Raw genomic sequence first — 13,114 nt, 5'->3', positions numbered from 1 at the left:
CTCCCCCACTGCCTTAAGGGCGTGGGAGGTGCCCCCATCGCGCCGGAGCGTGCACCACGATGTGCGGACCGTCCATGCCTCAAGAGTGCCGCCGGGGCCACGGGAACGCACGTCGGAGGGAACGCGAAAGCGCTCCCTGTGCCGGTCGCGCGGACCGGCACAGGGAGCGCCGTGGACATGTCTGGGACCGCGGCGGGCGGCGACGGTGCCGGGGCTCCTTCCCCTCAGGTCGAAGAAGGAGGCCTCGGCCCTTTACCACCGCACTGGCTCGCACGCCGCCGCGGTCCGCACCCTGTCCGTGCCGTGTACTGAGGACCACCCCTCATCCGGGTCGCTCAGTGGCCGGGCGCGGACAGGGAGTCTCAGTCCTCGCGCAGGGCGCGGACCGCCTCCTCCACGCGCCTGCCGTACTCCGGGTCGGCGGCGTGGAAGTGGGCCAGGTTCTTCTCGATCACGTCGTTGCGGGAGACCTGGGAGAGACCGCCGGCGATGTTCGCGATCAGGCGGGACTTCTCCTCGGCGGACATCAGCCGGTACAGCTCGCCCGCCTGCACGAAGTCGTCGTCCTTGGTGTGCTGCGGAGCCTCGTGCGTGCCGGTCCAGCCGGTCACCGCCAGCGGCGCCGACAGCGGGCGGCCGGTCTCCACGGGGCCGTCGTAGGAGTTCGGCTCGTAGTTCTTGGCGTGCCGTCCCTGGCCGTTGACGGCCATGAAGCCGTCCCGGCCGTAGTTCTGCGCGGTCGTCGCCCGCGGGGCGTTCACGGCCAGCAGGGTGTGGTTGACACCCAGGCGGTAGCGGTGCGCGTCCGCGTAGGCGAACAGGCGGCCCTGGAGCATCTTGTCCGGCGACGGGCCGATGCCGGGGACGAAGTTGTTCGGGGAGAACGCGGCCTGCTCGACCTCGGCGAAGACGTTGTCGGGGTTGCGGTTCAGGACCAGGCGGCCCACGCGCCGCAGCGGGTAGTCCCGGTGCGGCCAGACCTTGGTGAGGTCGAAGGGGTTGAAGCGGTAGTCGGCCGCTTCCGCCGCCGGCATGATCTGGACGTACAGGGTCCAGGACGGGTGCACGCCCCGCTCGATCGCCTGGAGCAGGTCCGTCTGGTGGGAGGTCGGGTCCTGGCCCGCCTGCTCGGCCGCCTGCTCACTGGTCAGGCAGCGGATGCCCTGGTCGGTCTTGAAGTGGTACTTGACGAAGAAGGCCTCGCCCTCGGCGTTCGTCCACTGGTAGGTGTGCGAGCCGTAGCCGTTCATGTGGCGGTACGACGCCGGGATGCCGCGGTCGCCCATCAGCCAGGTCACCTGGTGCGTGGCCTCGGGGGCGTGCGCCCAGAAGTCCCAGACGTTGTCCGGCTCCTGACGGCCCGTGAACGGGTCCCGCTTCTGCGAGTGGATGAAGTCCGGGAACTTGATCGGGTCCTTGATGAAGAACACCGGGGTGTTGTTCCCGACGAGGTCGTAATTGCCTTCCCGCGTATAGAACTTGACCGCGAAGCCGCGCGGGTCGCGGACGGCGTCCGCGCCGCCGAGCGAGTCCGCCACGGTGGAGAAGCGCAGGAAGACCTCGGTGCGCTTGCCGACGGTGTCGAGGAAGTCGGCGTGCGTGTAGCCGGTGACGTCGTCGGTCACCTCGAAGTGGCCGTACGCGCCGGAGCCGCGGGCGTGCACCACGCGCTCCGGGATGCGCTCACGGTTGAACCGGGCGAGCTTCTCCAGCAGGTGCTGGTCCTGGAGGAGGAGCGGGCCGCCGACGCCGGCGGAGGCTGAGTTCTGGTTGTCGGCGACCGGGGCGCCGGACTCGGTCGTGAGCACGCGCTTCGACATCGTGGACCTTCCGTGCGGGTGTCAGCGGAAAACTGTTTCCGCTTTGTGGAGCCTAGGAGGGGGTGGACCGAGCGTCAACAGTTTGTTGAAGTGGATTCCGGGCGGCGCCACCGCCTGGGCGCGACAGGACAGGTGTCAGCGGCGACGCCGCCCGGAGTTCTCGGGGAGGGTCAGACCTGCGCGCCGGAGAGGCGCTCGACCGCGCGCAGCAACGCGGAGTGGTCCAGGCCCCCGTCGCCCTGTGCCCGCAGCGACGCCACGAGCTGGGCGACCACGGCCCCGACGGGCAGCGCGGCGCCGACATTGCGGGCGGCGTCGGTGACGATGCCCATGTCCTTGTGGTGCAGGTCGATGCGGAAGCCCGGCTTGAAGTCGCGCTGCAGGAAGTTGTCCTTCTTGCGCGTCAGCACGGTCGAGCCCGCCAGGCCGCCGTTGAGCACGTCCAGGGCGGCCTTCAGGTCCACGCCGGACTTCTCCAGGAAGACCACGGCCTCGGCGCACGCCTGGATGTTGACGGCGACGATCAGCTGGTTGGCGGCCTTCACGGTCTGGCCCGAGCCGTGCGGGCCGCACAGCACGATGGTCTTGCCGAGGGCTTCCAGTACGGGCTTGGCCTCGTCGAAGTCGGCCTGCTCGCCGCCGACCATGATCGACAGTACGGCCTCGACGGCGCCGGCCTCACCGCCGGACACCGGGGCGTCCAGTACGCGGATGCCCTTGTCCTTGGCGGCCTCGGCGAGGTCGACCGAGGTCTGCGGGGTGATCGAGGACATGTCGATCAGCAGTGCGCCGGGCTTCGCGTTCTCCAGGATGCCGTCGGGGCCGTAGGAGATGGCCTCGACCTGCGGGGAGGCCGGGACCATCGTGATGACGACGTCGGCGTCCTTCACGGCCTCGGCGATGGAACCGGCGGCGGTGCCGCCCGCGGCGGCCAGGCGGTCCAGCTTGTCCTGCTCCAGGGTGAAGCCGGTGACGTCGTAGCCCGCCTTGATCAGGTTCTCGGACATGGGGGAGCCCATGATGCCGAGGCCGATCCACGCAATCGCCGGGCGGGTCGGGTGGGAAGAATCTGCGAGGTTGTTGCTCATGGTCGGGGATGCCTCTCGGTGCAAGGGGGTCAGCGGGACAGCCAGTCGAACGCCTGGGCGCTGGGGCGGTCGCCCGGCTTGTACTCCAGGCCGACCCAGCCGTCGTATCCGGCCTTCCTCAGCTGGTCGAGCAGTTCCTCCAGCGGGAGGTTGCCGGTGCCGGGGGCGCCGCGGCCCGGGTTGTCGGCGATCTGGACATGGCCGGTTTTCGCCGCGTACTCCTCGATCACCGACGGGAGGTCCTCGCCGTTCATGGACAGGTGGTAGAGGTCCATCAGGAACTTCGCGTTGCCGAGGCCGGTCGCCTCGTTGACCTTGTCGGCGATGCCCACCGCGGCCGGGGCCGAGACCAGGGGGTACCGCGGCGACTCGGGCTGGTTCAGGGCCTCGATCAGCAGGATCGCGCCGATCCGGTCGGCCGCCCGTGCCGCGAGGACGAGGTTCTCCAGCGCCAGCGCGTCCTGCTCGGCCGGGTCGACGCCGTCGACGCGGTTGCCGTACAGGGCGTTCAGCGCCGTGCAGCCCAGTGACTGTGCGAAGTCGGCGGTCACGTCGATGTTGGCGCGGAACCGCTCCGACTCCTCGCCCGGAATCGACAGGGCGCCGCGGTCGGGGCCCGGCAGCTGTCCGGCGTAGAAGTTCAGCCCCGTGAGCCGGACGCCCGCGTCCTCGATCGCCTTCTTCAGGGCGTCGAGCTCGGACCGCTCGGGGGTCGGGGAGTCGATCCAGGGCCACCACAGCTCGACCGCGGTGAAGCCGGCCGCGGCGGCGGCCGCGGGGCGCTCCAGGAGCGGGAGTTCCGTGAAGAGGATCGACAGGTTGACGTTGAAGCGCTGCTCGTCGAATCCCATGGGGTCCGGCGCTCCCTTCCGTTCTGGCTATTCCGTATTGCGGAAGTTGCTTTCTGCTTAACGGAAGACTGCCCGTGGAGGGGGAGGGCTGTCAAGGGCCGTACGCGCAGAACACCCCCGCGCGTGATGCGCGGCGGCAGGCTCGAACGGCTGATCGGCGCGGCGGTCCGGGAGTGAAAACCCGGCGTTAGTGAATGCAATCCGATGGTCCGGCGCCTGCAACCCGCAGCGCCCGAGAAGTGTGTTAGAGAGCGAGACTCGTGCGCGTCCTGACCAGCGCGCACACGGGAAGGAAACGGGGTGCACCCTGGTGCGTGTGATGACCGGCGACGCTCTCTTCTGTGCGTACGCCGTCGGCGAGGAAACGGCCGACACGGAGGGGCGGGGGCGATGAGCGGAGTACTGATTCATCTGCCGCAGGAACCCGCGGTGACGGTGCGGCTCGGCCCGGGTGAGTCGGCCCGCTTCGGCCGCGGCTCGGGCACCGCCCCTGTGGACCTGCGGCTCGACGACCCGGCGGTGTCGCGGTTGGCCGGGGAGGTTCGCGTGCGCGACGACCACTGGCTGCTCAGCAACTTCAGCGCCACGCAGAGCTATCTGGTGGAGAACCCGGAGGGCGCCGGGGAGTACCTGAGAGTGCCACCGCGCCGGGTCGGGGCCCCCGTCCCGTTCGAGTTCGCGCGGATCGTGCTGCCCACGCGGGGAACCGGGGTGAGCTTCCAGGTCTTCGCACCCGATCACGTCTACCTCGATCCGGACGGCCCCGAAGGCGGCGTACGGGGCACCCAGACCCTGACCGCCTACTCGCTGGACGAGACGGCGACGTACTTCCTGGTACTGGTCGCCCTGTGCGAGCCGCGACTGCGGGACGAGTCGGCGCTCGCGGTGCCGACCACGCCCGAGATCGTCGAACGGCTGCGCGCACACCCGCGGTACGCGCAGCTGACGGCGCGCGCGGTGAGCGCGCACATCGACTACCTCGCCGAGGAGAAGCTCCGCGTCCACGCCCCGGCCGGGGGAGAGGCCGCCCGGGGCGGCCGCCGCAACGGCAAGCGTGAGGCACTCGTCGCCGTCGCCCTGCGCTTCGGCCTGGTGGGCGAGGGCCATCTGCGGCACCTGCCGGCGCGCGCTCCGGCCGGGCCCTGCGGGGTCCGCGTCGGCGGGGCGGTGCACCGGTGAGCGCGGCGGCGGCCGAGCGGGTGCCGCGTGGATACCGGGTCGGCGCGTGGGAAGTCGGCGAGCCGATCGCGGACGGCGGCTGGGGGTGGGTCTACGAAGGCCGGAGCATGAGCGGGGCGGACGCCGACACCGTCGTAGCGCTGAAGTTCCTGCCCACCGCGGGTCTTGCTCCCCGGCAGGTCAGAGGGCTGGTGGAAAGTGCCCGCAGGGAGAGCGACTTCGGGCGCCGGACCAGCCATCCCCGGCTGATCCGGCTGATCGACTCCGTCGTGCTGGCGGACGCGCACCGCCCCGAACTCGACGGAGCCGTCGTGCTGGTGATGGAGCGGGCCGAGCGCAGCCTGCGCGAACTGCTCGAACGGGAAGGCGAGTTGCCGCCGGACGAGGGGGAGCGGATCCTGACGGAGGTCTGTGAGGGGCTCGCGCATCTGCACGGCCTCGGCTGGGTGCACGGCGACCTCAAACCCGACAACGTCCTGCTGATGAAGGACGGTTCGGTCCGCCTGTCGGACTTCGGACTGGCCGCCGAACTCGACGGCACACACGGCACGCACGCGTGGATTCCGCCGCTGGGCACCCCGGACTACCTGCCGCCCGAACGCTGGAAGGCCCCGCTCGGCGAGCGGGGCGTCCAGGCCCGCCAGAGCGGGGACATCTGGGCCCTGGGCATCATGATCCACCAGGTGTTCGCCCGCGGTGCCTCTCCCTTCCCCGGCGCGACGCCGGCGGGGCGCGGCGCCGCCGTACAGGAATACGCCGCCGGACGGGCACCGCTGCGCCCGGACCCCGCCGTACCGGCACCCTGGCGTGACCTGGTCGGAGACTGCCTGGCGCCGACCCATGAGCTGCGTGCCGGGCACACCGCGGGCGATCTGCTGGCCCGCATGGCCCGCGTCCGGGCGGCGGCCACGGCCGGCCGTCGCGCGAACGCGATGTCCGGTGCCCGACGGCGGAAGCGCGCGTTCGTGGCGGCGGCCGCCACCACGATGGGCATGACCACCGCCCTGGTCTGGTCGTTGGCCGCGCACGACCCGGGCGGCGGGGCGGACGACCCCCCGGTCCACGCGCAGAACCTCGCCGACTCCACCGACCGCGTCACCGTCTTCAACGTGGAGCGGGTCTGCCGGAACCGGGCGGCCGCACGCGAGCCGCAGTGCAGCCTCGGGCTGGCCATTGATCCGTCCCTTCCGTACACCGTTGACAACGTTGTAGCCACGCGCGTGTGGCACGGAGACGCGCTCCCCGTGGAGTGCCGACTGCGCCGGGGCAGCCCGGTCACGGACGAGACGGGCACGCGCTCCGCCGAGTGGTACCGGGTCCGGCTGCCGGACGGCGCCGCGCAGCCCACCGCGTGGTTCCCGGCCGTCCGCACGAGGGACCGGCCCGCTGTGGCCGAGTGCGGGTGAACGCCGTGGTCCGGCCGGAGGGCACGGGGTGACCCGCCGTGGTCCGGCCGGGGGTGCAGGGTGGCCCGCCGTGGTCCGGCCGGGGTGCAGGTTGGCCCGCCGGCCGGATCAGTCGCACCTGCGGATGTCGCGGCCGTCGTTGTCCCTGGCCTCGTCGTTGCCCCATTTCTGGAGGTAGTAGGCGGAGACGTACGCCCGCCCCCGGCCGCCCGGTGCCACCTCGTCGAGGTCGGTGAGCAGCCACCAGTGGTTGTACGTTGCGTCGTTGCCCACCCGGTCGCCCCACTTCTTGCACAGGACGTAGTTGGTGCCCTTGCGCAGGGTGCCCTGGGGTGCGCAGCGCGGGGTGGTGTCGCCCACGCAGTCCACGTCGGGGTAGCCGGTGGCGTCGGCGTAGGTGTCCACCCAGAACCGGTCCGGTTCGCCGCCGCCGCCGTCGCAGGCGTTGGTGCTGGTGACACGCGGGAACGGGCCGCTCGGGCTCAGCCGGTACTCGGTGCCCTGAAGGACCGGGTGGACCATTTCGTCCGTCTCGCCGTCGTTGTCGCCGTTGGAGTCGTAGAGCTGCTCGTAGTGCAGATGGGCCGAGTCGGTGCCGACCAGCCCGAGCCGCCCGAGGGGGGTGCCGGAGGCGACGCGCTGCCCCAGGCGTACGTCGATACGGTCCAGGTGCAGATAGACCGTGAACCAGCCGTCGCCGTGATTGATCTCCAGGCCGCCGGGCTCGAAGAACTCGGTGACCGTGCCGGCGGCGGAGGCGACGACCGTCCCACCGAGGGTGGGGCCGCCGACCCGGTACATGTCGAGCTTCTTGTCGTCGGGCGCGTGGCCCGCGTACGTCTGGAGCTGCCAGGTCTGTCCGCACGGGAACGGCAGTCTGAAGTCCGGGCGGGCGGCGGGCGCCGCCGACGCGGCCGGTGCGCTCGCGCACAGCCCCACCGTCATCAGCAACGCCGCCACCCGCCCCGCATTTCTGCGCAGCCACAACCTCACGGGCCCTCGCCCTCCTCCTCGACGGTGCACCGGTGATCCGGTGCGCTGGTGCGACAGTGCCGCACCGGGGCGGAGAAGGGACTCCGGCACGTTACGGGGTGACGCGGGTCAGGTGCCGCACCGGCGCGTCACACCGCCGGTCTCGTCGCCCTTGAGATAGATGCCGCTGACGTATCCCACGCCCCCTGCCCGCAGCGGGAGTTCGATCCACTTGTCGCTCGTGTAGCCCTCGGCGGTGATGCTTTGGCCGGTCTTCCAGCAGTTCGCCGGGTAACTCTCGTTGGGGTAGACCTTGCTGACGATGTCGCAGTTGGTGATGCCGGCACAGGAGCGGACGTTCGCCTCCGCCCAGGCGGTCACCGTCGTCTGCCCGCCCCCGCCGCCGTCGGCGGGCTGGAACGTGACGTCCACCCAGTCGTTGTCCGTCATGCCGAGGCCGTCCCAGAAGGTGCCGTCGGCCACGTCGATGCCGGCCGGGTTGGCGACCCGGCGGCCGAACTCGTCGAGGCCGCCGTTGTAGCCCGACTGGTAGGCCGCCTGCGCCTGCGGGGTGCCCTGCGGCAGGTCACGCCACATCTGGCGCTCCCCGGGCGGATTCCAGTAGTCGTCCCGGGTGTTCCAGGGGCCCACGTCCCACACGGGGGCGGTCTCGCAGCGTCCCGTGCGCCGGTAGCAGAGCCGCACCTGGTACTCGCGGCCTCCCTTGCTCGCCAGCATCCGCCGGGAGGGCAGGGCCACGAAGTGGTCGCGGGGCTGGATGACATGGCCGTTCGCCGTGGTGTGCCCGGTCAGTCCCTCGCGGGTGGCGAAGAGGCGGTACGTCACCGATGCCGTCGCCGTCGCACCGGTGCCCGCACGGGCGGTGCGCGTCGCGGGGTCGGCGTGCACGGAGACCTCCGAGACCACCGGGGAGGCACTCCGGGTGCCCAGCAGGGTCAGCCGCACCTGGAGGACCGAGACGGCCTCCGACAGCCGTAGCCTGCCCGTCGTACCGGCGTCGGTCCACTGGGTCCACCGGCCGGGATGGCTGCTGCCGCGCACCTCGGTCAGGACGCGGGTTCCGGACGGCGCGTCGGCCCGGGTGCTGACGGTGAAGGCGTCGGTCTGCCGGCCGAGGCTCCGGGCGGGGGCCGTGTAGAGGGCGAACGCCTTGCCGGGCTCGGACGGGGTGCTCAGGCGGCGGTCGCGGATGGCGAGGCCGCCGTCGGCACGACGGGAGATGTTGTGCCGCTCGTCCGCCGTACCGGCGAGATCCACCTGCCAGTCGGTCACGGGCCGCGCGGCGGCGGGTCTCTCGCCGTCAGTGGCCGCGGCGGCGGTGACGGGTGTCAGCCCGCCCACTATGAGCAGGGCGCACAGGCCCCGTAGCAGTCTCCTGCTGGTGGATCGCACGATGAATCTCCCCGATCGGGCTCGCGGCACCCGGCGTGTGCCGAGGTCCTGTGTCTGCCGAGGTCTTGTGTCTGACCAGGCAGAGGCCTATCGGGTCGCGCCGGCCGCTGTCATTCCGGAACGTTCCGGATGTCGCCCCCGCGGCGGGCGCGGATAGCTTCCGAGCCGTCCTCGCAACGAACCAGGAGAGGAAGCTTCGTGCGTCTGTATCAGCGCGCCGGACTCGTCACGGCGGCCGCAGTGGCCCTGCCCCTGATCGGGGCGGTACCGTCCGTCGCCGCACCGGCCACCGCGGCGGCCGCGTTCGCGGCGTCGTGCCCCGCAGCCGGAGTGGTCACCCAGGGCTACAGCAGCGGCCATGACGGTGTCGACATCGCCAACGCCCAAGGCACACCCATCTACGCCGTCGGCGCCGGCGAGGTCATCGCCTCCGGCCCCGCCAGCGGCTACGGCCAGTGGATCCGCATCCTGCACAACGACGGCACGGTGACCGAGTACGGGCACATGTACCAGCGGGACGTCGCCGTGGGGCAGCACGTCCAGGCCGGACAGCGCATCGCGCTGATGGGCAGCGAGGGCCAGTCGACCGGCCCGCACCTGCACCTGCGTGTCCGCGTCGGCACGTCCACCACGGTCCGCGGCATCGACCCGGTGCCGTACCTGCGCGACCGAGGGGTGAACCTGCCCTGCACGCCGGGCGGAGGCGGCGGGGGCGGGCAGACCACGGTGACCGCCTGGGCGGAGGCGAACGTCCGCTCCTGCGCCGCCGTCACGAACTGCGACATCGTCAGCAAGGTCTACCCCAACGAGAGTTACCCGGCGAACTGCTGGAAGACCGGCCAGAGCATCACCGCCGAGGGCTACACCAACGACAAGTGGATCGAACTCCCGCTGCGCGCGGGCGGCGTGGGATACGTCAGCGCGATCTACCTCAAGGGCGACGACAAGGGCAACGTCAGCCGCGAGTGCCGCTGACGCCACCACCCTCCGCTTCGCCCGACCGCACCTTCTCCCGCCTGTACCTCACCTCACCTCATCTCGCCACACCGCACTTCACTTCACTTCACCTCACCGAAGGGAACACCATGTCCATCTCCAGCACCCTCGTCCGCGCGGCGGCGCTCGGCACCTCTGTCGCGGCGCTCGCCTTCCTGCCGGCGACCACGGCGTCGGCCGCCGACGTGATCAACACGTTCAAGAACCAGGCCACCAACCGCTGCATCGACGACACCAACCAGGGCTTCCGCACCTGGAGCTGCAACGACTCCAATGCCCAGAAGTGGATCGTGCACAAGTGGAACGACGGCACGGTCCAGCTGAAGAACGTCAACACCAACCGCTGCATGTACGACAGCGACCAGGGCTTCAAGACCCTGCCCTGTGACGACAGCCGCAACCAGAGCTGGTACGTCAAGAAGTGGGCCGACAACACGATCGAGCTCAAGAACCAGGCGACCAACCGCTGCATCGACGACAGCAACGTCGGCTTCCGCACCCTGGGCTGCAACGCCGGCACGTTCCAGAGCTGGTTCTAGTAGGTTCCGGAGCTGGTTCCCGCAGCTGGTTCCAGTACCGCCTCCAGTTCGTCTGCCGCCGAGGGCCGTCGCCTCCACCACCAGGGGGGCGGCGGTCCTCGGCCGTATGCGCCGTGGGGGAGTCCGTTAAGGTCGTGGTCGGGGCGCATCGACGCTGCGATGATCCTGCACGTCTACAGCGGCCTCCTCCCTGGGGAATGTGATGATGCGACTGAGAGTGGAATTCACGACCGAGCCCTTCGACCTGGACGAGGCCCCCGCGCACGCGCTGGTGGCCCGTGAGGTCGTCGAGGCGGCGGAGCTGGACGCGGTGGACGTCGGTCCGTTCGGGAACACCGCGGAGGGCGGGGCCGATGCCGTGCTCACCGCCGTGGACGCGCTGCTGCGCAAGACCCTGGAGGCCGGGGCGACCCGGGTCTCCCTCCAGGTCAACGTGATCGGGGAGGAGGCGTGACCGGCACCGGGGGCGACTCCTTCATCGCGGCCGTCAAACCCCTGGTCGACGCCATCGGCGGCGAGATCGTCCCGCCCGACGAGGCGGGACCGGACGACGTCGTGCTCGCCTGGGAGGGCGCCGACATCGTCGCCGTACGCCTGCCGCAGCTCGCGGACTCCCTCGACCACATCCTGGCCGCCATGGAGCGCAAGCGGGGCAAGCCGCTGGCCGACCTGGACCGCAAGTCCAAGCAGGAGGTGGTACGGATACTCGAGGCGCGCGGCGCCTTCTCCGTGCGGCACGGGGTGGAGACCGTGGCGAGCGCCCTCGGCGTCAGCCGCTTCACCGTGTACAACTACCTCAACCGCGACAAGGAGGCATGAGGGGCCAGGGGGGTCGCCGGGTTTCGTAACCCGGAATTTTCAACAAAGTGTTGACGTCGCCTCGTGGAGGGCGTTAGCTATCCGCAGCCCGTACAGCACAAGGCCACGGAGGCTCCCGTGACGTCCACATCCACGCCGGGCCTGGTCCGGTTCAACGCCCTGGAGGAGCACGCGGCCCGCGCCGCGCTCCACGAGGCGTGTGCCTCCCGGGCGTGGGGCGAGCGGCTCCTCGCCGCCCGCCCGTACCCCACCGTCGAGGCCCTCTACGCCGCCAGCGACGCCGCCATGGGCGAGCTGACCGCCGCCGACCTCGACGAGGCGATGGCCGGCCACCCACCGATCGGCCGTCCCAAGCCGGGCGACCCGACCTCGGCCCGCGAACAGCGCGGCATGGCCGGAGCCCCGGAAGAGCTCAAGGCGGAGATGCTGGAACTGAACCTTGCCTACCAGGACAAGTTCGGCCACGTCTTCCTCATCTGCGCCACCGGCCGGACCGGCGAGCAGATGCGCGACGCCGTCAAGGAGCGGATCGGCAACGCGCCGGAGCAGGAGCGCGAGATCGTCCGCGCCGAACTGGGGAAGATCAACCGCATCCGACTGGCCCGACTCGTCGAAGAGGAAGCCTGACCCCATGAGCACCAGCACCACCGCATCGGTGTCCACGCACATCCTGGACACCAGCATCGGCCGCCCCGCCGAGGGCGTCGCCGTCCACCTCTCCGCCCGCTCCGGGCGCGAGGCGGACTGGCAGGCGCTCGGCGGCTCCGCGACCGACGCGGACGGGCGCTGCAAGGACCTGCCGGCCCTGCCGGAAGGAACCACCCACGTACGCCTCGTGTTCGAGACCGAGACGTACTTCGCCAAGAAGCAAGCCGCGGCCCAGCAGGACGCCCCCGCGCTTCGGGACAGCGAGAACGGACGGCCCGTGTTCTTCCCCGAGGTCACCATCGCCTTCGCGGTGGTGCCCGGCGAGCACTACCACGTTCCGCTGCTGCTCAACCCGTTCGGCTACTCCGTTTACCGAGGGAGCTGACCGACACATGACCCGCTTCGTCCTGGGACAGAACCAGTACGGCAAGGCCGAGAACCGCGTCGTCAAGATCACGCGAGACGGCGACACGCACCACATCAAGGACCTGAACGTCTCCGTCGCCCTCTCCGGCGACATGGAGGAGGTCCACCGCAGCGGATCCAACGCCAACGTCCTGCCGACCGACACCACCAAGAACACGGTGTACGCCTTCGCCAAGGAGCACGGCATCCAGAGCGCCGAGGACTTCGGCGTCCGGCTCGCCCGCCACTTCGTGGACAACAACGAGCCCATCCACCGGGCCCGCATCCGCGTCGAGGAGTACGCCTGGGAGCGCATCGAGACCTCGCAGGGCGGCGCCCGCTTCGTCGGCGCCGACGAGATCGCCCACTCCTTCGTCCGCAAGGGCCAGGAGACCCGCGTCGCGCAGATCACCTACGACGGCCACGGCATCCAGGTGCTCTCCGGGTTCAAGGACCTCACCGTCCTGAACACCACCAACTCCGAGTTCTGGGGCTTCCTGAAGGACAAGTACACCACCCTGCCGGAGGACCGCGACCGCATCCTCGCCACCACCGTCTCCACCTGGTGGCGGCACAACTGGGACGGCATCGACTCGCACGCCCCCGACTGGGACCGCTCGTACAACGGGGTGCGCAAGCACGCGCTGCAGGCGTTCGCCGAGACCTACTCGTACTCGCTCCAGCAGACCCTCTTCGAGATGGGCGTACGGGTGCTGAACACCCGCGACGAGGTCGAGGAGATCCGCTTCTCGATGCCCAACAAGCACCACTTCCGCTCGGACCTGTCGCCCTTCGGGATCGACAACGAGGCCAAGGACGGCGCGGTGTACTACGCCGCCGACCGCCCCTACGGCCTGATCGAGGCCACCATCCTGCGGGACGGGGCCGAGCAGCTCATCCCGGTCGACATGACCAACCTGTAGACACCCCCCTCTCGGCACCCGCGGCCGGGCCTTGTGAACCCGGCCGCGGCACTCA

General features: G+C 70.7%; 14 protein-coding genes. 9 read left to right on the top strand and 5 right to left on the bottom strand.

From position 1 onward, the window contains the following. Nucleotides 1-362 precede the first annotated feature (362 nt). From ICC28_RS24285 to ICC28_RS24275, 3 genes are all read right to left on the bottom strand, one after another. Nucleotides 363-1,820, bottom strand: coding sequence for a catalase (locus ICC28_RS24285; RefSeq protein WP_188290798.1), 1,458 nt, complete (start codon nucleotides 1,818-1,820; stop codon nucleotides 363-365). Between the two features lie 170 nt (nucleotides 1,821-1,990). Next, nucleotides 1,991-2,908, bottom strand: a complete 918-nt coding sequence (locus ICC28_RS24280) for a 2-hydroxy-3-oxopropionate reductase (protein WP_188290797.1) — start codon at nucleotides 2,906-2,908, stop codon at nucleotides 1,991-1,993. A 29-nt stretch (nucleotides 2,909-2,937) separates the two neighbouring features. Then, nucleotides 2,938-3,759 carry a TIM barrel protein gene (locus ICC28_RS24275; RefSeq protein ID WP_188290796.1) on the bottom strand — a complete coding sequence of 274 codons (822 nt, stop codon included), beginning with the start codon at nucleotides 3,757-3,759 and terminating at the stop codon, nucleotides 2,938-2,940. 390 nt (nucleotides 3,760-4,149) lie between these two features. Between ICC28_RS24275 and ICC28_RS24270 the strand changes: the two genes are divergently transcribed. Both ICC28_RS24270 and ICC28_RS24265 read left to right on the top strand, forming a co-directional pair. Continuing rightward, nucleotides 4,150-4,938 carry a serine/threonine protein kinase gene (locus ICC28_RS24270; protein ID WP_188290795.1) on the top strand — a complete coding sequence of 263 codons (789 nt, stop codon included), beginning with the start codon at nucleotides 4,150-4,152 and terminating at the stop codon, nucleotides 4,936-4,938. Then, entirely contained in the window at nucleotides 4,935-6,344 is a 1,410-nt protein-coding gene (locus tag ICC28_RS24265; RefSeq protein ID WP_317454087.1) for a serine/threonine-protein kinase, read from the top strand. Before ICC28_RS24270 ends, ICC28_RS24265 begins: the two co-directional genes overlap by 4 nt. 108 nt (nucleotides 6,345-6,452) lie before the next feature. On the opposite strand, the gene ICC28_RS24260 is transcribed toward ICC28_RS24265, so the two are convergent. Together ICC28_RS24260 and ICC28_RS24255 are read right to left on the bottom strand one after the other, a co-directional pair. Beyond that, complete coding sequence (locus ICC28_RS24260; protein WP_317454086.1) at nucleotides 6,453-7,337, bottom strand: M23 family metallopeptidase; 885 nt, start codon at nucleotides 7,335-7,337, stop codon at nucleotides 6,453-6,455. Between the two features lie 108 nt (nucleotides 7,338-7,445). Continuing rightward, complete coding sequence (locus tag ICC28_RS24255; protein WP_188290794.1) at nucleotides 7,446-8,729, bottom strand: SH3 domain-containing protein; 1,284 nt, start codon at nucleotides 8,727-8,729, stop codon at nucleotides 7,446-7,448. Between the two features lie 198 nt (nucleotides 8,730-8,927). Between ICC28_RS24255 and ICC28_RS40745 the strand changes: the two genes are divergently transcribed. The 7 genes from ICC28_RS40745 to pucL all read left to right on the top strand — a co-directional run bounded on the left by ICC28_RS40745 (nucleotide 8,928) and on the right by pucL (nucleotide 13,059). Continuing rightward, nucleotides 8,928-9,704 carry a M23 family metallopeptidase gene (locus tag ICC28_RS40745; RefSeq protein ID WP_282701344.1) on the top strand — a complete coding sequence of 259 codons (777 nt, stop codon included), beginning with the start codon at nucleotides 8,928-8,930 and terminating at the stop codon, nucleotides 9,702-9,704. 110 nt (nucleotides 9,705-9,814) lie between these two features. Then, on the top strand, nucleotides 9,815-10,264 hold the full coding sequence (locus tag ICC28_RS24245) for an RICIN domain-containing protein (RefSeq protein WP_188290793.1): 450 nt from the start codon (nucleotides 9,815-9,817) through the stop codon (nucleotides 10,262-10,264). A 205-nt stretch (nucleotides 10,265-10,469) separates the two neighbouring features. Beyond that, the gene (locus tag ICC28_RS24240; RefSeq protein ID WP_188290828.1) at nucleotides 10,470-10,718 is read left to right on the top strand and encodes a hypothetical protein; all 249 of its coding nucleotides are present in this window, start codon (nucleotides 10,470-10,472) and stop codon (nucleotides 10,716-10,718) included. Next, a complete protein-coding gene (locus tag ICC28_RS24235; protein WP_188290792.1) occupies nucleotides 10,715-11,083 on the top strand; it encodes a helix-turn-helix domain-containing protein in 369 nt (122 codons plus the stop codon). Before ICC28_RS24240 ends, ICC28_RS24235 begins: the two co-directional genes overlap by 4 nt. 117 nt (nucleotides 11,084-11,200) lie before the next feature. After that, nucleotides 11,201-11,710, top strand: a complete 510-nt coding sequence (uraD, locus tag ICC28_RS24230) for a 2-oxo-4-hydroxy-4-carboxy-5-ureidoimidazoline decarboxylase (protein WP_188290791.1) — start codon at nucleotides 11,201-11,203, stop codon at nucleotides 11,708-11,710. Between the two features lie 4 nt (nucleotides 11,711-11,714). Beyond that, entirely contained in the window at nucleotides 11,715-12,116 is a 402-nt protein-coding gene (uraH, locus tag ICC28_RS24225; RefSeq protein WP_188290790.1) for a hydroxyisourate hydrolase, read from the top strand. Between the two features lie 7 nt (nucleotides 12,117-12,123). Next, complete coding sequence (gene pucL, locus ICC28_RS24220) at nucleotides 12,124-13,059, top strand: factor-independent urate hydroxylase (RefSeq protein ID WP_188290789.1); 936 nt, start codon at nucleotides 12,124-12,126, stop codon at nucleotides 13,057-13,059. Nucleotides 13,060-13,114: the final 55 nt, after the last annotated feature.

Source organism: Streptomyces sp. TRM68416, from assembly GCF_014596915.1.
In the GTDB taxonomy this organism is placed as follows: domain Bacteria; phylum Actinomycetota; class Actinomycetes; order Streptomycetales; family Streptomycetaceae; genus Streptomyces.
Note: the sequence above shows the minus strand (reverse complement) of the source record. Positions and strands in the feature narration are given on the sequence as shown.